13 protein-coding genes and 1 riboswitch are annotated in these 19,674 nt (G+C 63.5%); of the genes, 4 read left to right on the top strand and 9 right to left on the bottom strand.

The genetic code is table 11. The annotated features are described in order from the left end of the window. Positions 1 to 2 precede the first annotated feature (2 nt). Together cobO and EKH80_RS08315 are read right to left on the bottom strand one after the other, a co-directional pair. The gene (gene cobO / locus EKH80_RS08320) at positions 3 to 605 is read right to left on the bottom strand and encodes a cob(I)yrinic acid a,c-diamide adenosyltransferase (RefSeq protein ID WP_126684448.1); all 603 of its coding nucleotides are present in this window, start codon (positions 603 to 605) and stop codon (positions 3 to 5) included. A 135-nt stretch (positions 606 to 740) separates the two neighbouring features. Further along, a riboswitch (cobalamin riboswitch) is annotated at positions 741 to 955 on the bottom strand. Positions 956 to 975: 20 nt separating this feature from the next. Then, complete coding sequence (locus tag EKH80_RS08315) at positions 976 to 1,239, bottom strand: hypothetical protein (protein WP_126684273.1); 264 nt, start codon at positions 1,237 to 1,239, stop codon at positions 976 to 978. On the opposite strand from EKH80_RS08315, the gene EKH80_RS08310 reads away from it, so the two are divergent. Further along, on the top strand, positions 1,238 to 3,745 hold the full coding sequence (locus EKH80_RS08310; protein WP_126684272.1) for a TonB-dependent receptor plug domain-containing protein: 2,508 nt from the start codon (positions 1,238 to 1,240) through the stop codon (positions 3,743 to 3,745). The two genes, EKH80_RS08315 and EKH80_RS08310, sit on opposite strands and share 2 nt — an antisense overlap. A 239-nt stretch (positions 3,746 to 3,984) precedes the next feature. Here EKH80_RS08310 and clpB read toward each other — a convergent pair whose 3' ends face one another. The 3 genes from clpB to rluD form a co-directional block, all read right to left on the bottom strand. Continuing rightward, a complete protein-coding gene (gene clpB, locus EKH80_RS08305) occupies positions 3,985 to 6,570 on the bottom strand; it encodes an ATP-dependent chaperone ClpB (RefSeq protein ID WP_126684271.1) in 2,586 nt (861 codons plus the stop codon). 120 nt (positions 6,571 to 6,690) lie between these two features. After that, positions 6,691 to 7,446, bottom strand: coding sequence for a peptidoglycan editing factor PgeF (pgeF, locus tag EKH80_RS08300; RefSeq protein WP_126684270.1), 756 nt, complete (start codon positions 7,444 to 7,446; stop codon positions 6,691 to 6,693). Positions 7,447 to 7,492: 46 nt separating this feature from the next. Beyond that, positions 7,493 to 8,473 carry a 23S rRNA pseudouridine(1911/1915/1917) synthase RluD gene (gene rluD, locus EKH80_RS08295; RefSeq protein WP_126684269.1) on the bottom strand — a complete coding sequence of 327 codons (981 nt, stop codon included), beginning with the start codon at positions 8,471 to 8,473 and terminating at the stop codon, positions 7,493 to 7,495. A gap of 71 nt (positions 8,474 to 8,544) precedes the next feature. On the opposite strand from rluD, the gene EKH80_RS08290 reads away from it, so the two are divergent. Beyond that, positions 8,545 to 9,405, top strand: a complete 861-nt coding sequence (locus tag EKH80_RS08290) for an outer membrane protein assembly factor BamD (RefSeq protein WP_126684268.1) — start codon at positions 8,545 to 8,547, stop codon at positions 9,403 to 9,405. An 84-nt stretch (positions 9,406 to 9,489) separates the two neighbouring features. Here the strand turns inward: EKH80_RS08290 and EKH80_RS08285 are convergent, their stop codons facing one another. The 3 genes from EKH80_RS08285 to sucC all read right to left on the bottom strand — a co-directional run bounded on the left by EKH80_RS08285 (position 9,490) and on the right by sucC (position 13,301). Beyond that, positions 9,490 to 11,127, bottom strand: a complete 1,638-nt coding sequence (locus EKH80_RS08285) for an NAD+ synthase (protein WP_126684267.1) — start codon at positions 11,125 to 11,127, stop codon at positions 9,490 to 9,492. A gap of 123 nt (positions 11,128 to 11,250) precedes the next feature. Beyond that, the gene (gene sucD / locus EKH80_RS08280; protein ID WP_126684266.1) at positions 11,251 to 12,126 is read right to left on the bottom strand and encodes a succinate--CoA ligase subunit alpha; all 876 of its coding nucleotides are present in this window, start codon (positions 12,124 to 12,126) and stop codon (positions 11,251 to 11,253) included. A gap of 14 nt (positions 12,127 to 12,140) precedes the next feature. Continuing rightward, complete coding sequence (gene sucC / locus EKH80_RS08275) at positions 12,141 to 13,301, bottom strand: ADP-forming succinate--CoA ligase subunit beta (protein WP_126684265.1); 1,161 nt, start codon at positions 13,299 to 13,301, stop codon at positions 12,141 to 12,143. A 371-nt stretch (positions 13,302 to 13,672) separates the two neighbouring features. Between sucC and EKH80_RS08270 the strand changes: the two genes are divergently transcribed. Further along, on the top strand, positions 13,673 to 15,298 hold the full coding sequence (locus EKH80_RS08270; protein WP_126684264.1) for a sensor histidine kinase: 1,626 nt from the start codon (positions 13,673 to 13,675) through the stop codon (positions 15,296 to 15,298). Positions 15,299 to 15,371: 73 nt separating this feature from the next. Here the strand turns inward: EKH80_RS08270 and EKH80_RS08265 are convergent, their stop codons facing one another. After that, a complete protein-coding gene (locus EKH80_RS08265; protein WP_126684447.1) occupies positions 15,372 to 16,334 on the bottom strand; it encodes a LacI family DNA-binding transcriptional regulator in 963 nt (320 codons plus the stop codon). Positions 16,335 to 16,633: 299 nt separating this feature from the next. On the opposite strand from EKH80_RS08265, the gene pgmB reads away from it, so the two are divergent. After that, a complete protein-coding gene (gene pgmB, locus EKH80_RS08260) occupies positions 16,634 to 19,645 on the top strand; it encodes a beta-phosphoglucomutase (RefSeq protein ID WP_230473502.1) in 3,012 nt (1,003 codons plus the stop codon). Positions 19,646 to 19,674 lie beyond the last annotated feature (29 nt).

The raw sequence follows: 19,674 nt of genomic DNA, 5'->3' as shown, positions 1-19,674 counted from the left end.
GGTCACAGCTCGATGCCCTGCTGCGCCTTGATGCCCGCATCAAAGGCATGTTTCACCACTCGCATCTCGGTCACCGTATCCGCTACGGCGATCAGCCCTTCCGGCGCACCGCGCCCGGTGATCACCACGTGCTGGCGCCGCGGCCGGGCGGCAACGGCTTCGAGCACCTGCTCGAGCTGGACATACTGCTTGACCAGCGCGATGTTCAGTTCATCCAGCAGCACGAAGTCATAGGCCGGGTCGGCCAGCATCCCCGCGGCGATCTTCCACGCCGCCTGCGCTGCCGCGATATCCCGTGCACGGTCCTGGGTTTCCCAGGTAAAGCCCTCACCCATCACGTGGTAGTCGAGCTGCTCGCCAGCAAAGTGGCGAAAGAAGGCTTCTTCGCCGGTCGAGAAGGTGCCTTTGATGAACTGCACCACGCCACACTGGAAACCGTGTCCCAGCGAACGCGCCAGCATGCCGAAGCCGGAAGAGCTCTTGCCCTTGCCATTGCCGGTGTTCACCACCAGCACGCCGCGGTCGATGGTGGCGCGTGCGATCTTGCGATCGACCAGTTCCTTCTTGCGCTGCATGCGTTCGCGATGCCGCTCTTCCGGCGTCATCGGATCGCGCGATGGTTGCTCGCTCATAGGTTCCTCCGCATGCCATGGCATCAAGCCCAGGCGTTACAGGCGACAGGAGGAAGGCAAACGCGGCACCGGTACTTACGCAGCGGCCCCGACGCAGGCCCTCCGCCTGTACGGTTTCAGCCTGTGGCCGGTCTCCGGGCTTGCGAGCAGAGGCTTATCCCTCCGATCCACGCCTTCCCATGCATCAGCACAGTGGCAGTTGTGGATCGTATTGCTCGCCTACCGTTGCGGGGGCAGCTCCGGCATGACTGCGCAAGCAGCGCACCGGATTCCCGTTTCAACCGCCAAGTCTCTCGGCAGTCACCTCAGGCCGCCGCATCTTAGAACGTGCGTTACAGCATGCCTAGGGACCCTCTGAACGCACTCCTTCGGCGTAGGCTGGGATGGCAATCGTAGGCTGGGTTGGGAAACCCAGCATCGCCATGTACACAGCACATACGATGCTGGGATTGCCATCCCAGCCTACAAAAAGGGGCAAGCCCATGTCCGGCATGGATATTTCCATTTGGAATGTTTTTCGTTCGATTGCTGATTGATGCCGGGCGGCATTGTCACTAATCTGCAATTGCTGCCGCGCAGCAATAACAAAAATCGGGGAACCATCCATGAATGACGGCAATAACCGGCCCTATCGGGGCGGGTCTCGGAAGAACCGCACCGGCAAAATCGCCACCAAGCTGCTCACTGCCTCCCTTCTGCTCGCGCTCGCTTCCACTGCCAACGCGCAGAACACTTCGCAAAGCGATACCTCCACCCCTTCCAACAATGCGAAAAATCTGCAGGCGGTGATCGTGACCGGCACGCGCGCGCAGAACCGCACCGACAGCACTTCGCTGTCGCCGATCGACGTGGTGCCCGCTTCGGCACTGCAAAGCACCGGCACCAACGAACTGTCCACGGCCTTGGCGCGCCTGATTCCCTCCTTGAATTTCCCGCGTCCCGCAGCCACCGACGCGACCGACGCGCAGCGTCCCGCGCAGCTGCGCGGCCTTGCGCCAGACCAGGTGCTGGTGCTGGTGAATGGCAAGCGTTGGCACAGCGGTGCCATGGTGAACGTCAATGGCACCATCGGGCGCGGCTCGGCCGCGGTGGACCTCAACACCATTCCCGTGGCCGCGATCGACCACATCGAAGTGCTGCGCGACGGCGCATCCGCACAGTACGGATCGGACGCCCTTGCCGGTGTGATCAACATCATCCTGAAGCACGGCGACAAAGGCGGCTCGATCGAACTGAACGGCGGCCGTTACCAGCGCGGTGGCGGCAAGCAATGGGACGGTTCGGCCAACTTCGGCATTCCCTTGAACGGCGACAAGGGCTGGTTGCGCATCACCCTGGACAGTGGGCATCAGGATCCGACCAATCACGGCGGCGCCGACGTCCGCTATCCGCAACTGGGCGAGAAGCAGGTGTTCGGCGATCCGGCGGTGAGTCAGCACAGCATCTTCCTGAACTCGCAGTACGACATCACCAGCAACATCCAGTTCTACGCGTTCGGCAGCTATCGTACCCGCAAGGCCGATTCCGATGAGCTGTACCGCAATCCGTTCGGCTATCCGTCCTCGGTGAAGGCAGCGCTCACGTCACTTTATGCAGGAGGCTATCAGCCACTGCTGCAGCCTCGCAGCACCGACCGGTCGCTGGTAGCCGGCGTGCGCGGCACCACCAGCGGCGGCTGGCGCTGGGATGTAAGCGCGAACTACGGCGGCAACCGCGTATCGCTCGACACCATCCACACCGCCAACTACGCTTTCCTGCACGACTTCGGCTTTACGCCCACCCGCTTCTTCGACGGCATCGTCTCGTCCGCGCAGCAATTGGCGGATGTCGACATCGCCAAGGACTTCAACCTGGGCTGGCTACCCAACCCGGTGACGCTCGCCTTCGGCGGCGAGTATCAACGCGACACCTACCGGATCAGCGCAGGAGATCCGAGTTCCTACTACGTGGGCAGCTCCGGCGTAGGCGGCGGCGCCCAGGGCTTCAGCGGCTACAGCCCGGTAAACACCGGCTCGTGGAGCCGCAGTGATGTGGCCCAGTACGTGAGCCTGGAAACCAACCTCACGGACAAGCTTGGCACCTCGTTCGCCGTGCGCCATGAGCACTACAACGATTTCGGCAATACGGTGTCCGGCGCCCTGGCCGGACGCTATGACTTTACCGACCGCTTTGCACTGCGCGCCAGCGTGTCAAGCGGCTTCCGCGCGCCGTCGCTCGCCCAGGAAGACTATTCCCAGATCGGTTCGCTGTATCTCACGCCGAGCAGCGCAGGCCCGGGCGTAGCGCCTGGCATCTATCAGACCGGCCTGCTGCCGGTCGGCAATTCGGTGGCGCAATTGCTGGGTGCGCAAGCGCTTCGGCCGGAACGCTCGCACAACTACACCGTAGGCGCGGTATTCAACCCGATCGATCCGCTGACACTGACCTTCGACCTCTACCAGATCAACGTCTACCACCGGATCGTGCTTTCCAGCACCCTGAGCGGCCTGAACAAGCCGGCGATCGTGGCTTATCTGGCCGCGAACGGCGTCACCGACGTGGCTTACAGCTCGGCGCAGTACTTCACCAATGCCGTGGACACGCGCACCCAAGGCGGCGATCTGGTGGCCAGCTTCCGCTCCAACTTCGGCAATGCCGGCGTGCTGGACAGCACCCTGAGCTACAACTACAACCGCACGCAGGTGACGCACGTGGCGCCCAATCCAGCGCAACTGGACGCGCTGGGGCTGCATTTGCAGCGCGTGACCTATCGCGACATCAAAGGCCTGCTCGCCAACTCCACGCCGCGCAGCAAGCTGATTCTCAACGAGAACTACACGCTGGGCCATTGGGTGTTCAACGGCAATCTCACCCGTTATGGCAACTTCACTGCCTACAGCAACAGCTCGTACCTGCTCAACCAGACCTACAGTCCGCAGTGGGTGCTGGACCTGGCCGGCAGCTACAACCTGGACGACTGGACCTTTACGCTGGGCGTGGACAACGCCAGCAACAGCTATCCGGACAAGGCGATTGCCGCCAACAACGTCAACGGCACCATTCCTTACTCAAATTTTTCACCCGCGGGCTTCAATGGGCGTTACTATTACACCAAAGTGATCTATCACTGGTGACTCAACAAGCCCACTGCCAAGCACTTGTGCGGTGTACGCACAAAAATCCCGGCCTCGCGCCGGGATTTTTTTTGCGCGAGTATCCTTCGAGCCGTCATTCCCGCGAAAGCGGGAACCCATTTGCTCTGGTGCAAAGCGAAGATGGATTCCCGCTTTCGCGGGAATGACGCCCCCAGGGGGGCCTGCGCAGATCTGCCCCCCTGCCCCGCCCTCTGTAGGAGAGCGGAAGGATCAGCGCATCAGGCGTGCCGATGAAAAACCAGATGCCCGCCTTCCGCACCCACCGCAATCGTATCGCCTGATACGAAGCGCCCTTCCAGGATTGCCTTGGCCAGCGAATTTTCCAACTGCTGCTGGATCGCCCGCTTGAGCGGACGCGCGCCGTAGACCGGATCGAAGCCGACGTTGCCCAGCAGATCGAGCGCCTTGTCGTCGATTTCCAGCTTGAGCTGCCGCTCGGCCAGGCGTTTCTCCAGGTAGGTCAGCTGGATCAGCGCGATCTTGCGGATCTGCTGCTTCTCCAGGGGGCGGAACACCACCAGCTCATCCAGGCGGTTGATGAATTCCGGCCGGAAGTGCGCCTGCACCACGCCAAGCACCGCGGCTTTCATCTGCAGGTAGTCCGCTTCCGTTTCGCCAGCATTTTCCTGGATCAACTGCGAGCCCAGGTTGGAGGTCATCACGATCACCGTATTGCGGAAATCCACGGTGCGGCCCTGGCCGTCGGTAAGGCGGCCATCGTCCAGCACCTGCAGCAGCACGTTGAACACGTCTGGATGCGCCTTTTCCACCTCATCCAGCAGGATCACGCTGTAGGGACGGCGGCGCACCGCCTCGGTGAGATAACCGCCTTCCTCGTAGCCGACATAGCCCGGAGGCGCCCCGATCAGGCGGGCCACGGAATGCTTCTCCATGAACTCGCTCATGTCGATGCGCACCATCGCTTCCTGGGTGTCGAACAGAAATTCGGCCAGTGCCTTGCACAGCTCCGTCTTGCCCACGCCGGTGGGGCCCAGGAACAGGAACGAGCCGTACGGACGATTCGGATCGGACAGGCCCGCGCGCGCGCGACGGATGGCATCGGACACCGCATGCACGGCCTCGTCCTGGCCCACCACGCGCTTGTGCAGCGATGCTTCCATGTGCAGCAGCTTGTCACGCTCGCCTTCCAGCATCTTGCTGACCGGAATGCCGGTCCAGCGCGAGACGACTTCGGCCACCTCTTCTTCCGTCACACGGTCCTGCACCAGCTTGAATTCCTGCTTTTCAGCAGCCTGCGCTGCGTCCAGCTGTTTCTCCAGTGCCGGCAGGCGGCCGTACTGGATTTCGCTCATCTTGGCGTAGTCCTGCCGGCGCTGCGCCGCCTCAAGCTCCACGCGCGCCTGCTCGATCTGCTCCTTCACCTTGGTAGCGCCCTGCAATGCGGCCTTTTCCGACTTCCACACTTCGTTGAGGTCGTAGAATTCGCGCTCCAGCTTCTCGATGTCGCTATCCAGATCGGCCAGGCGCTTCTTGGAAGCCTCGTCGGTTTCCTTCTTCAGCATTTCGCGCTGGATCTTCAGCTGGATCAGGCGGCGCTCCAGCCGATCGAGTTCTTCCGGCTTGGAGTCGATTTCCATGCGGATGCGCGAGGCAGCCTCGTCGATCAGGTCGATGGCCTTGTCCGGCAACTGGCGATCGGTAATGTAGCGGTTCGACAGGGTGGCCGCGGCGACGATGGCCGGATCGGTGATCTCCACGCCGTGATGCATGGCGTAGCGCTCCTTCAAACCGCGCAGGATCGCGATCGTGTCTTCCACGTTCGGCTCGCCCACGTACACCTTTTGGAAGCGGCGCTCCAACGCGGCATCCTTCTCGATGTACTTGCGGTATTCGTCAAGCGTGGTGGCGCCGATGCAATGCAGTTCACCACGCGCCAGCGCGGGCTTGAGCATATTGCCCGCATCCATCGCGCCTTCCGCCTTGCCGGCGCCGACCATCGTGTGCAATTCGTCGATGAACAGGATGATCTGGCCTTCGTTCCTGGCCAGGTCATTGAGCACTGCCTTCAGGCGTTCCTCGAACTCGCCGCGGAATTTCGCGCCGGCAATCAACGCGCCCATGTCGAGCGCAAGCACGCGCCTGTCGCGCAGCCCTTCGGGCACTTCATTCTTGATGATTCGTTGCGCCAGGCCTTCGACTATCGCAGTCTTGCCCACGCCGGGCTCGCCGATCAGCACCGGATTGTTCTTGGTGCGACGCTGCAGCACCTGGATCACGCGACGGATTTCCTCGTCGCGACCGATCACCGGGTCGAGCTTGCCGCTTTCGGCCCGGGCGGTAAGGTCGATGCAGTATTTCTCCAGCGCCTGGCGCTGCTCTTCGGCGTTTTCGCTCTGCACCTTTTCGCCGCCGCGAAGCTTGTCGATGGCTGCCTCCAGGTTTGCCTTGGTGGCCCCCGCCGCCTTCAAGGCGGCGCCAAGCTCGCCCTTGTCTTCCAGTGCGGCCAGCACGAACAGCTCGCTGGCAATGAACTGGTCGCCGCGTTGCTGCGCGAGCTTGTCGGTGAGATTGAGCAGGCGCGTCAGCTCGTTGCCGGCGTGGATGCTGCCTTCCTGCCCCCTGACTTTCGGCAGCCGGTCGACCAGTTCGAACACGCGCTGGCGAAATGCCGGCACGTTGACGTGCCCCTGAGTGAGCAGTGGTGCGGTCGACCCGCCCTGCTGGTCGAGCAAGGCCGCCATGACGTGCACCGGCTCAAGCATGTTGTGATCGCGTCCCACCGCCAGCGATTGCGCATCGGCCAACGCCTGCTGGAAACGCGAAGTGAGTTTGTCCATTCGCATCAGGAATAGTCCCCAAAAAGTTTTGGCGGACGTGCCGCCACTGACCGAAAAGATGCGGACGGGGCTTGGCTATTCAAGCATGGGATGGTCAGGCATTAAGCCGTAAGTTGGGGTGCAAACCTACGGCTGCAGCCAGATCAGGCTCGCGAATCGCCCGCTGCGCGCACCTTCGCGCCGGTAGGAATAGAAGCGCTGATCGGCGCGGGTATCGAAACCGCCGCCATAAATCCGGGTGACGCCCGCGGCGGCGAGGCGCTGCCGGGCCAAGGCTGCCAGATCGCACGTCCAATGGCCGGGACGGGTCAGCGCGAAGGCCGATGCCGCGGCGGGATCGTGATGAAGAAAAGCCTTGCGTACTTCCTCACCCACCTCATAGGAAACAGCTCCGATGCATGGCCCCAGCCAGGCCAGCAGACTGTTCGCCGGCCGCTGCATTTGCGCAATCGTCTCTTCCAGCACCCCGGCAACCAGCCCGCGCCAGCCGGCGTGCGCAACGCCGATGCTGCCGGCGTCTTCGGTGCAGAACAACACCGGCAGGCAATCGGCCGTGAGAACGGCCAGCACTGTGCCGGGCAGATGCGAAACCGCGGCATCCGCCTCCGGCTCGTGCGGACTGGGCAGAGGACCAAGCTCCGCCACGGTGACACCATGCACCTGCCGCAACCAGCGCGGCTCTGCCGGCAAGGCCAGCGACTGGCGCAATGCACTGCGGTTGCTGCGCACGGTCTGCTCGCCTTCGCCACTACGCAGGCCAAGGTTGAAACGCCCGAACGGCGGCTGCGAAACGCCCGGTCCTTCGCGCGTGGAAACCGCCGCCTGCACCCCGCGCGGCGCAGGCCATTCCGGGAAGACCCAGGTATCGCTTGCCGGCAACATTACAAATCCGCCCACATCAAAGAAAGTAGCCTACCTGCTCGCCTGGTCAGCGCGAACTCAATTCGTGCGCAGCCGAATCGTCACGCAGCGCTGCAACCAGCGCATCCATGTCGGTCGGACGCGCCGCGCAAAAACTTGCCGACTCTCCAGTGATGGGATGTTCGAACGACAGGCGCTCCGCATGCAGCGCCTGCCGGCGGAAGCCACGCAAGGCCGTCACCAGCTCCGGCGTTGCGCCCTTGGGCAGCTTCAGGCTGCCACCGTACAGCGAATCGCCCACCAAGGCATGACCGATATGCGCCAGGTGCACGCGGATCTGGTGTGTGCGTCCGGTTTCCAGGTTGCACTGAATCAACGTATGGGCACGGAAGCGCTCGCGCAGGCGGTAGTGCGTAATGGCATGCTTGCCGTCTTCCTCGTCGCGCACGGCCTGACGCAGGCGGTCGCTATGGTGGCGACCGATCGGGGCGTCGACCGTGCCGCCTGCGATCAAGGCGCCCAGCACGATGGCTTCGTATTGGCGCTCGACTTCATGGCGAGACAGCATGTCGACCAGGGCGGTGTGGGCGGCCAGGGTCTTGGCGACCACCATCAGGCCGGAGGTGTCCTTGTCCAGGCGGTGCACGATGCCGGCGCGTGGCAGCTCGGCCAGCTTCGGCTCGTGGTGGAGCAGCGCATTCAGCAAAGTGCCGGCCGGGTTGCCGGCGCCCGGATGCACGACCAGGCCGACCGGCTTGTTCAGTACCAGCAGGTAATCGTCCTCATGGACGAGGTCCAGGGCGATGGCTTCCGGGGCGCTGGAGACCTCGACTTCCAGTTCTGCCTCCAGCCGCACGTGCTCTCCGCCCTTGAGCAAATGGCGCGGCACGGCCGGGGCGCCGTCCAGCAGCACCGCACCGGACTTGATCCACGCGGTAAGGCGCGAACGGGAGTAGTCCGGGAACATCTCGGCCAAAGCCTGGTCGAACCTGCGACCGGCGGCGGACAGGGGCACGACCGCCTCGTGACGGATGATGGAACCCGTCATTGTTGATCCCCCGGCCGGGTGCCGGTTTCGGCTATGATCCCTTTTCGCTCAAACATCTGAACCTCTAACTCATGCGCGTAACCAAGCTGCCGGCCGCCCCGACAACTATCCTTAAAGCATTGATCGTGCTCGTTCTGGCACTGACGATGAGCGCTTGCTCGTGGTTCCGTCACGGCGGCGACCAGCTCGATACCTTGCCGCTGCCGCAGCTTTACGCCCTGGCCCATAACGATCTGATCCATGCCGACTACTCGGCGGCCGAGAAAGCGTACCAGCGTCTGATCGCCCGTTTCCCGTCCGGCCCGTTCAATGAGCAGGCCCAGCTCGAAATGGCTTACGCGCAGTATAAGAACAACAAGCCCGACGACGCCTATTCCACGGTCAACCGCTTCATCAAGTCGAACCCGCTCAATCCACATGTGGATTATGCCTATTACTTGCGCGGCCTGATCAACTTTGACCGCACTGCCGGCATCATCGAGCGCACTTTCACCAGCCAGGAAATCGGCAAGCAAACGCGCCGCGACCAGGGCTACAACCTGAAGTCGTTCGACGATTTCGCCGAACTCAGCCGCCGCTTCCCCGATAGTGCGTACGCGGCGGACGCACGCCAGCGCATGATCTACCTGCGCAATGTGCTGGCGCAGTACGAAATCAACGTGGCCAAGTTCTACCTGCGCAACAAGGCGTACGTGGCTTCGGCCGATCGTGCGCAGTACGTGATCGAGCACTACCAGGAATCCCCGGAAGCCGGCGACGCCCTGGCGATCCTGTGCCGCAGCTACCTGGCGCTGGATCAGAAGCAGCAGGCCGACCAGGTGCGCCAGGTGCTTACGCTCAACTATCCGGACCATCCGTACCTGAAAGACGCGCGCTGGCCCCATTCGCCGTCGATCCTGCGCAAGATGATTCCGTTCTCCGGTCACTACTGAGCCAGCGAGCTGTGAATTGAAAAAGCCGGTGGGCGCAAAGCCACCGGCTTTTTTTGTAGGCCGGGATGACAATCCCGGCCTATGTCATTTCCAGCCCGAGGTAATGGGGTAACGCCGCTCGCGTCCGAACGCACGCGTCGTGGCGCGCGGACCCGGCGCCGATTGGCGCCGCTTGAATTCGTTCACCAGCACCAGCCGCACCACGCGATGTACGGTGTTTTCGTCGAAACCCGCGGCAATGATCTCCGCTTGCGACTGCTCCTCTTCGATGAAGCGGGCGAGGATCGCGTCAAGCTCGTCATACGGCGGCAGGGAATCCTGGTCGGTCTGGTTGTCGCGCAGTTCGGCCGAAGGCGGACGTTCGATCACCGCCGGCGGAATGATCCACGCATCCGCCCCGTGCTTGCGCTGCTCGGCCAGGTTGCGCCAGCGCGACAGGCGGTAGACCTCGGTCTTGTAGACATCCTTGAGCGGTGCATATGCTCCGCACATGTCGCCATACAGCGTGGCGTAGCCCACCGCCATCTCGCTCTTGTTGCCGGTGGCCAGCAGCAGGCGGCTGTGCTTGTTGGAAAGCGCCATGAGCATCACGCCGCGGGTGCGCGATTGCAGGTTTTCTTCCGTAACATCCGCCTTCTTGCCTGCGAACACGGGCGTCAGCTGGGCCATGAAGGCCTCATACACCGGCTCGACGCTGATCACGTGATAGTCCACGCCCAGCCGCTCCGCCTGTCCCCGTGCCCCTTCGAGCGAGAGTTGCGAGGTGTAGCGCATCGGCATCATGACCGCCGTTACGCGGTCCGCACCTAGCGCGTCCACCGCCAGCGCCAAGGTGAGCGCCGAGTCGATGCCGCCGGAAAGACCCAGCAGTATGCCGCTGAAGCCATTCTTGTCGATGTAGTCGCGAATGCCGCGCACCAGCGCGGCATAAAGTGTGGCTTCACGCGACGTGTCCTCGATGGCGGGCCAATCAAGGGCACGCAGAGTGCGGCTGGAAGCATCGAATTCCGCCCACAGCAGCGCATCGACGAATGACGGCGCCCGCGCGGCAACGCTGCCATCGCCGTTCACCAGCACCGTACCGCCGTCGTAGACGACCTCGTCCTGCCCGCCGATCAGGTTGAGATAGACCAGAGCGCAGCCGGTTTCCTTCGCGCGCGCGACCAGCACTTCTTCGCGTGCAGCCTGCTTGACATCGTCCCAAGGGGAGGCGTTGATCACCACGATCAGCTCCGCCCCCGCCGCCGCGGCAGCGGCCGCCGGTTCGGCCTGCCAGACGTCCTCGCAAACGATATACCCCACGCGCACGCCATCGATCATCGTTACCGCGCTGGTGCGGCCGGGACGGAAATAACGCTTGTCGTCGAACACGCCATAGTTGGGCAGAATCTGCTTGTGCGTGATCTGCGCTATCTCGCCACCGCGCAGCAGCGCCGCGGCGTTGTATACCTCGCCCAGGCTATGCGGAAACCCCACGATCGCGGCCAGCCCGTTGGTCCCTGCGGCAAGCTCCTGAATGGCATCCTGGCACGCAGCGAGAAAGCTCGGGCGCAGCAGCAGATCCTCGGGCGGATAGCCACTGATCGTCAGTTCGGGAAACACCGCCAGCGATGCCCCCCCTTCGCGGGCGCGCAGCATCATCTCGCGGACCTTGGCGGTATTGGCGGCGACGGCGCCGACGGGGAAATCGTATTGGGCCAGCGCCAGACGAAGAACGGCCATGTGTTGCTTATCCAGGTTCGACTGGCGCTACATGGTAATGGATGAGCTGCGGAACAAGAGCATGCATGAAAAAAAGGCCGCGTTGCCGCGGCCTTTTTTTGGCGATCAATGCAACACCGCCGATTACTTCTTCAGCAAACCCGCCAGCGTCTTGCCGAGATCCGCCGGCGACTTCACCGTGGTTACGCCCGCCTTCTCCAGTGCGGCGAACTTGGCCGCAGCCGTGCCCTTACCGCCGGAGATGATGGCGCCGGCATGGCCCATGCGCTTACCGGCCGGAGCCGAGGCGCCAGCGATGAAGGACACCACCGGCTTTTTGACGTATTCGCCGATGAATTCCGCCGCTTCTTCCTCGGCGCTGCCGCCGATCTCACCGACCATGATGATGCCTTCGGTCTGCGGGTCGTCCTGGAACAGCTTCAGGCAGTCGATGAAGTTCAAGCCGTTGATCGGGTCGCCGCCGATGCCGATGCAGGTGGACTGGCCCAGGCCTTCGTTGGTGGTCTGGAACACGGCTTCATAGGTGAGCGTGCCGGAACGCGACACGATGCCGACCTTGCCTGCCTTATGGATGTGACCCGGCATGATGCCGATCTTGCATTCGTCCGGCGTGATGATGCCGGGGCAGTTCGGCCCGATCAGCACGGTTTCCGGATGCTGCGCCAGCACGTTCTTGACGCGCAGCATGTCGAGCACCGGAATGCCTTCGGTGATCGTCACGATCACGCGCACGCCGGCGTCGATGGCTTCGAGGATGGAATCCGCGGCGAACGGCGGCGGCACGAAGATGACGGACGCGTCGGCACCGGTTTCATCCACCGCTTCGGCCACGCTGTTGAAGACCGGCAAGCCGATGTGTTCGGTGCCGCCCTTGCCCGGGGTCACGCCACCGACCACCTTGGTGCCGTAGTCGATCGCCTGTTCGGCGTGGAAGGTGCCCTGCTGGCCGGTGAAGCCTTGCACGATCACCTTGGTGTTCTTGTTGACCAAAACGCTCATGGTTTAATCGCTCCTCACTTCGCGGCAGCCACGGCTTTCTTCGCCGCGTCGTTGAGATCATCGGCCGGCGTGATCGCCAGGCCGGAATTGGCCAGCAGTTCGCGGCCTTTCTCCACATTGGTGCCCTGCAAGCGCACCACCACCGGAATCTTCAGGCCCACTTCCTTCACCGCGGCGATGATGCCTTCGGCGATCAGGTCGCAGCGCACGATGCCGCCGAAGATGTTGACCAGGATGGCCTTCACCTTGTCGGAGGAGAGGATCAGCTTGAACGCCTCGGTCACGCGCTCCTTGGTGGCGCCGCCGCCGACGTCGAGGAAGTTGGCCGGCTCGCCGCCCGCCAGCTTGATCACGTCCATGGTGGCCATGGCCAGACCGGCGCCGTTGACCATGCAGCCGATGTTGCCGTCCATGGTCACGTAGTTGAGGTTGTGCTGCACGGCGGCCGCTTCGGCGGCGTCTTCCTGGGTGAGGTCGCGCATCTTGGCCAGGTCCGGGTGACGGAACTCGGCGTTGTCGTCGGAGTTCACCTTGCCGTCGAGGGCGGCAAGGTTGCCGTCTTCGAGGATGGCGAGCGGGTTGAGCTCGACCAGCGAGAGGTCCTTCTCGTTGAACAGCTTGTACAGGCCCAGCATGATCTTGGTGAGCTGCGTGACCTGCTTGGGATTGAGATCCATCGCAAAGCCAAGCTGACGGCACTGGTACGGCTGCAGGCCCTCGACAAAATCCACCACCACGGTGTGGATGTCTTCGGGCGTTTCGCGCGCCACCTGCTCGATGTCCACGCCGCCGTGCTTGGACGCGATGAACGTAACGGCCTTGCTGTCACGGTCGACCAGGATCGACAGATACAATTCCTTGGCGATGTTGGTGGCGTCGGTCACCAGCACCAGGTTCACCGGCAGTGCACGGCCGGCGGACTGATAGGTTTCCATGTTCTTGCCCAGCATGCCCTTCGCGGCGGCGTGGACGTCGTCCAGGCTCTTGCAGAACTTGACGCCGCCGGCCTTGCCGCGGCCACCTGCGTGGATCTGGGCCTTGACCATCCACTGCGAACCGCCCAGGTGCTTGGCGGCGTCGACGGCGGCGTCGGGGGAACTTGCGACTTTGCCCGGCGGCACGGCGATACCGTACTGCGCGAACAGCTCTTTGGCCTGGTACTCGTGGAAATTCATTCGCTACCTCGAGTGAATGGGGAGGGATCGAGCCTGCGCGGTAGCCACGGCACAGACTTGGGAGAACGGACGGCGGTGATACGCACTACCGGCGTGCAGTGCGCCGTGACCATGCCTCGACATGGGGAAAACCGCGCAATACGGCCTGCTATTTTCGCGGAAGCGGGGTGGGATGGAAAGGGGCGGCCAACGGCGTTTGCTTCCGCTCCCCGTTTGGGGCGAGGATTGGGGGTGAGGGGCCGCTCTTGCGAAAGTGCTGCATCGAAGCTTGCTTCGATGTTGTTCTATCGGAAAAATTGCCCCCAAGCCGGCCCTCTCCCGGAGTGGAGAGGGGTAGTCGCAGCCACTACTCTTCGCGAGTGTTCGAACCCGTGTCCAGCCGCGCGATCGCCGATACGCCCAACAGTACGACCACCCGCCACGAACTGCTGTTTCTGAATTATTTCCGGCTCGCCCAGGCCCTGGTCTATGTCGGGCTCGCCTTCACCCCCAGCAGTTCGGGCTGGCCCCACCTGAACAACGGCGACCTGGCCCGCCTGGTGGCCGCCGGCTACCTGCTGTTCGCCCTGGCGGTCGTCTCGATCACCCATCTGACCAAGGCGCTGGGCTGGCTGGGCGTCCTGGGCACGCTGCTGGTGGACATCGTCGCGGCGGTGCTGGCGATCATCGCGATGAATGACGCGCGCATCGGCATCGCCATGATGCTCGCGGTGAACCTTGCCGCTGGCGCACTGCTGCTGCCGTTGCGAATGGCCTTGTTCCTTGCCGCGCTGGCCACGCTGGGGGTGCTCGGCCGCACCCTGTTTTCCCTGCCGCATCCCGGCCCCACGCCAGGCGACGACCGCGACTTCCTGGAATCAGGCCTGTTCGGCATGGCCTATTTCGCGATCGTGGTGCTTTGCAACGTGCTCGGCCGGCAATTGCGCGCCAGCGAAGCGCTGGCCGAGCAGCGCAGCATCGACCTGGTCAACCTGGCCCAGGTCAACGAACTGATCATCCGCCGCATGAAAACCGGGGTGATGCTGGTGGACGATGCCAATCGCATCCACCAGATCAACGAATCGGCCTGGATGCTGCTGGGCAACCCTTCTTCTGACCAGCGCGACCTGGGCCGCGTGGCGCCGGAACTGTCGCGGCGCCTGTACCACTGGATCACCTCGGGCAAGCTGGACGAAACCGCCACGCAGCTGGCCGATGGCGTGCCGGAGGTGGTACCCCGCTTCAGCCGCCTGGCACCAAACGACGATTCGCTGGTGCTGATCTTCCTGGACGACACCTCCTTGGTGTCGCGTCGCGCGGAAGAACTCACGCTCGGCTCGCTGGGGCGGCTTTCGGCATCGATTGCGCACGAAATCCGCAATCCGCTCGCCGCCATCCGCTACTCTGCGCAATTGCTGGCCGAATCCAACGAGATCAGCTCCACGGATCTGCGTATGGTGGAGATCATCAACAACCACTGCAGCCGCCTAAACGACATCATCGAGAACATTCTGCAGCTGTCGCGACGCGAACGCTCGCGCCCCGAATCGCTGAACCTCGGTGACTGGGCGCACGGCTTCGTCGACGAATACAAGCAGGGCAACGACCTCGGCAACGATTCGCTGCGCGTGATCGACAACAGCGCGCAGCCGGTGATCGCGGTAGCCGACTCGCAACAGTTGCATCAAGTGGTATGGAACCTGGTACAGAACGCCTTGCGCTACGGCCGCATGCCCGGCGAGCCGGCCCGGGTACTGGTGGTGGTGCGGCACGGCGAACACGGTGTACCGATCCTGGAAGTGATCGACCGCGGCCCCGGCATCGCGCCGAAAGTGGCGGCCCAGATCTTCGAGCCGTTCTACACCACGCACGAGTACGGCACCGGGCTGGGGCTTTATCTGGCGCGACAGATGGCGGAGGCGAACCAGGCGGCGCTGGAATATGTACGAGTAGCCGGCGGCGGCAGCTGTTTCAGACTGGTGCTGACACCGCCGGTGCGGATCGAGCCGGCGGCTTGACCCGCAGGCTGGGATGACAATCCCAGCATCGCGCGGTGGCATGCATGGCGATGCTGGGTTTAGCAACATAAGCCTACGTCGAGCGCACCACCAAGGTGGTCGCCATCATCTGCGACTGCACCGGCTGCCCGTGAATCATCGCCAGCACCTTGCGTGCAAGCAGCACGCCACCTTCCTGCCAGTTCTGGCGCACGCTGCTCAAGGGCGGCAGGAAGCTCGCACCCAGCGGGGTATCGTCGTAGCCGATCACGGATACATCATTCGGCACGGATTGCCCAAGTTCGACCAGGGCGCGGATCGCCCCCATCGCCAGCAAGTCGCTGCAGGCGAAGATAGCATCGAAGCGTACCTTGCGCGCCGCCAGCGAGCGCACCGCGTCGACGCCCGACTCCAGCGTGAAATCGTCCCTGCGCAACAGCAGCGGCTTGATGCCATGCCGGGCCAGTTCGTCGACGAAGCCGAACAGGCGTTGCGCCATCTCGGGGTGATCGGGGTTGCCGATGAACACTGGATGCCGCCGGCCGATGGAAAGAAAGCGTTCGGCCGCGATGACGCCACCTTGGCGATTGTCGCTGCCAACGACCGTATGGTTGTCCCCACCCTCGCCAGCCGCTCCCCACACCACCATCGGCAAACCCAGCTTGCCATACAGGCGCACCGCATCCTGGCGCACGCCCTGGCCCAGCAGAATCAGGCCATCCGCGGCTTGCACAGCGGCGTGGGATGCGCCCTGCCGGGTGGTGAGCAGCACGCTGTAGCCGGCCGAGGTGAGCTCCTGAGAAATGCCGCCGAGCAACGACAAAGGATAGGGATCCCACATGGTGCGCTCGGAGGATGGCTTCATTTCCACGATCACTGCCACCGTTTGGCTGCGGCGCAGGCGCAAATTGCGGGCGCTGACGTTCAACTTGTAGCCATGCTTGCGCGCCAAGGCCTGGACCCGTTCACGGGTCTGGGCATTGACCAGGGGGCTCTCGCTCAAGGCCCGTGACACGGTGATCTTGGACACCCCCGCCAGCTCGGCCAGATCGGCCATGGTGAGACTAGGGCGTTGCGCAAGGGGTTGTTTTTTCTTGGCCTGCGTCAAGCGGTGATCCCCTGATGAGTGCATCGGTGCAGTGATCGGTACGGCTCGGCAAGTGTGCCCGAGGACTGTTGGTTCCTCCAATGCGGACCCGCACCGGCCCCATTTCCGTCACGCCGGCGGTTGCTTCACGGTGCAACGCAACAATGATATCGATATCTTGATATCGATATCATTCGATCCTATCCTCGCCCATCACGGCCGGGGCGGCCGCTGCCAAGACCCATCCGAAGATGCCTAGGGGAGAATGCGTGCAGAGCCACGATGCGCAAGCGATAGCCGTGGAACCGGCGGACCAGGCCTCTCCATGGCGGGTAGTCCATGCGCAGCGCCCCTTGGGACTCGAACGGGCCAAGCTGGAAAGCCTGTTCGCCTTGGCCAACGGCACACTGGGCGTCCGCGGCGGCCTGGAAGAAGACCACAGCCCTACGCAGGGCAGCTTCCTGACCGGCGTCTGGGAGCGCACGCCGATCGAATACCACGAACGCTTTCCCGGCTTTGCCCGCAGCACCGATACGCGCATCCCGGTGCCGGATGGCGTGCGCATCGGCTTACGCCTGGGCGATGCGCCGGTGCATCTGCGCAAAGGCGAATGGCTGGCGTTCGAACAAGCACTGGACCTGCGCGCCGGCCGCCTGGAACGAACACTGCGCTGGCGCTCCCCTGGCGGCGCCACCCTTGAGATCCAGGCCGAGCGCATAGTTCCCCTCGACACGCCAAACCTGCTGTGCATCCACTACCGCGTTACATCCGTGGATTACAGCGGCCCGATCACACTGGAATCGGCCCTTGTAGCCAGCGTCAACGCCGCCGAACAGGGCGACGATCCGCGTATCGGTACACGCATGAAGGGCGGCCTGAGCATTACGGCTTCCGATGCCGACCCAACGCTGGCCTCGATCTGCCAGCGCACCCAGAACAGTCATATCCGCCTCGCCTGCGGCCAGCGCCATCGCGTGATGCAAACCCGCCTTGCCTTCGCCCGCACGATCATCGAAGACGATGGCAGCGTGCAGCAACACTACGTGGCGGACTTGCGTCCAGGCGACAGCGTAGTGCTGGAAAAATTTGTGGCCTATGCCTGGAGCCGCCCCGAAGGAGGCGACAGCGAAGCGTCCCTGCTCGATAGCGTCGCCACGACGCTCGAACGCGCGCTGAGCGTGGATTTCGACACCCATCGCTCGGACCAGGCACGGGCCTATGCTGCCTTCTGGCAAGACGCGGACCTGGAAATCCATGGCGATCCGGCGGTCGAGCAGGCGCTACGCTTCAACCTGTTCCATTTGATGCAGTCCACGCCGCAGGATGGCAGTGGCAGCGCCGCGGCCAAGGGCCTCACCGGCGAAGGTTACGAAGGGCATTATTTCTGGGATGCGGAAGCCTTCATCCTGCCCGTGCTCGCGTGCACGTCGCCCTCGCGCGCCCGCAGCATGCTCCAATACCGAGTTCGCACGCTCGACCGCGCACGCAATCACGCGCGCGAGATGAACCATCCAGCCGGCGCACTGTACGCGTGGCGCACGATCAGCGGCGATGAATGCTCGGCCTATTTCCCCTCCGGTTCGGCGCAATACCACATCAATGCGGCGATCGCCTTCGCGATCCGCCTTTATATGGAAGCCACCGGCGATATCGATTTCCTGGTGCACGGCGGCGCCGAGATGCTGTTCGAGACCGCGCGCCTGTGGCAACACGTGGGCAGCTACAACCCTCGCCGCGGCAACGCGTTCTGCATCTGCCAGGTAACCGGTCCGGACGAATACACCGCCCTGGTCGACAACAATTACTACACCAATCACATGGCGCAGCAGCATCTACGCTACGCCGCTTCGATCGCTTCGCAACTGGAACGCGAACGTCCGCATGACTACGCCCGCATAGCCATGCAGCTGGACCTGTCGGACCAGGAAATCGCCGCGTGGCTGAGCGCCGCCGATGCGATGTATCTGCCAGTGGATGCTGAACTGGGCATCTTTCCGCAGGACGACGACTTCCTCGACAAGCCGCGCTTGCCGATCGCGCGTCAGAGCGAACATGGTCACCGGCCATTGCTGCTGCAGTTGCATCCGCTGACGATCTATCGCCACCAGGTGTGCAAGCAGGCCGACGTGCTGCAAGCCTTCGTGCTCGCCGGCAACGCCATCGACAAGGCGTCCAAACGGCGCAACTTCGATTACTACGAAGGCGTCACCGTGCACGACTCCACGCTATCGGCTTCCACATTCAGCGTGGTCGCCGCCGAAGTGGGTTACGCGGAAAAGGCATACAGCTATTTCCTCGACACGCTGCGCGTCGATCTGGACAACCTGCACGGCAACACCTCGCACGGCGTGCACATGGCGGCGATGGCCGGCAGCTGGCTGGCGCTGGTCTGGGGCTTCGGCGGCATGCGCATCGCCGACGGCCGCCTGGCCTTCGCACCTACGCTGCCTGCGTCGTGGGGCGGCTATCGTTTCGGCGTGCGCTGGCGCGATCAGCATGTTCGCGTCACGGTGAACAAGGACCGGGTGGAATACGCACTCACCGAAGGCGCACAGTTGGAAATCTCCCACTGCGGCAAGACGGTGCGGCTAAACGCTGGCCATACCGTCAGCCTTCCCCTGCATGCACCGGCACAATCTGTGCTCAAGGGCGTCATCTTCGATCTCGACGGCGTGATCGCCGATACCGCAGTCGTTCACCACGCCGCCTGGAAGCGGCTCGCGTCGGAGATCGGCGTGGCGTTCGACGACTCGGTGGGCGAACGGATCAAGGGCGTCGATCGCCGCGGTTCGCTCGACATCCTGCTGGAGCGCACAGCGCGCGCATATTCCGAGGAAGAGAAGGAAGCGCTCGCCTCGCGCAAGAACGACTACTACCGGCAGCAGATCGAGACCTTCGGCCCTCAGCACCTGTTCCCCGGCGCGCGCCACACGATCGAATCGGTGCGCCGCGCAGGCTTGAAGACCGCGCTGGCTTCCGCCAGCCGCAACGCACCGCTTTTGCTGGAAAGGCTTGGCATCGCCGACTTGTTCGACTACGTGGTGGACGCCAACCACATCGGTCGCGCCAAGCCCGATCCCGAGATTTTCCTGGCCGCTGCGCGCGGCCTCGGCTTGGAGCCGAGCGAATGCCTCGGCGTGGAGGACGCCGCGGCAGGAATCGCCGGCATTCATGCAGCGGGAATGAAAGCTGTGGGTGTGGGCCAGGCACAGGCATTGGCCGAGGCGGACCTGCTGGTGCCGAACGTTGCCGCGTTCGACATCAGGTTGTTTACGGCATAAGCGGCTAACAGACGCGGTCACGCCGCGCC

This window comes from Dyella choica, assembly GCF_003977665.1.
In the GTDB taxonomy this organism is placed as follows: domain Bacteria; phylum Pseudomonadota; class Gammaproteobacteria; order Xanthomonadales; family Rhodanobacteraceae; genus Dyella_B; species Dyella_B choica.
This window is presented reverse-complemented; position numbering and strand designations above follow the sequence as displayed.

Coding starts and splice junctions, on each gene's coding strand:
- sucD (WP_126684266.1), bottom strand. CDS start 12,126: ATGAGCGTTTTGGTCAACAAGAACACCAAGGTGATCGTGCAAGGCTTC.
- rluD (WP_126684269.1), bottom strand. CDS start 8,473: ATGACGGGTTCCATCATCCGTCACGAGGCGGTCGTGCCCCTGTCCGCC.
- sucC (WP_126684265.1), bottom strand. CDS start 13,301: ATGAATTTCCACGAGTACCAGGCCAAAGAGCTGTTCGCGCAGTACGGT.
- clpB (WP_126684271.1), bottom strand. CDS start 6,570: ATGCGAATGGACAAACTCACTTCGCGTTTCCAGCAGGCGTTGGCCGAT.
- EKH80_RS08285 (WP_126684267.1), bottom strand. CDS start 11,127: ATGGCCGTTCTTCGTCTGGCGCTGGCCCAATACGATTTCCCCGTCGGC.
- EKH80_RS08310 (WP_126684272.1), top strand. CDS start 1,238: ATGAATGACGGCAATAACCGGCCCTATCGGGGCGGGTCTCGGAAGAAC.
- EKH80_RS08290 (WP_126684268.1), top strand. CDS start 8,545: ATGCGCGTAACCAAGCTGCCGGCCGCCCCGACAACTATCCTTAAAGCA.
- cobO (WP_126684448.1), bottom strand. CDS start 605: ATGACGCCGGAAGAGCGGCATCGCGAACGCATGCAGCGCAAGAAGGAA.
- EKH80_RS08315 (WP_126684273.1), bottom strand. CDS start 1,239: ATGGATGGTTCCCCGATTTTTGTTATTGCTGCGCGGCAGCAATTGCAG.
- pgeF (WP_126684270.1), bottom strand. CDS start 7,446: ATGTTGCCGGCAAGCGATACCTGGGTCTTCCCGGAATGGCCTGCGCCG.
- EKH80_RS08265 (WP_126684447.1), bottom strand. CDS start 16,334: ATGGCCGATCTGGCCGAGCTGGCGGGGGTGTCCAAGATCACCGTGTCA.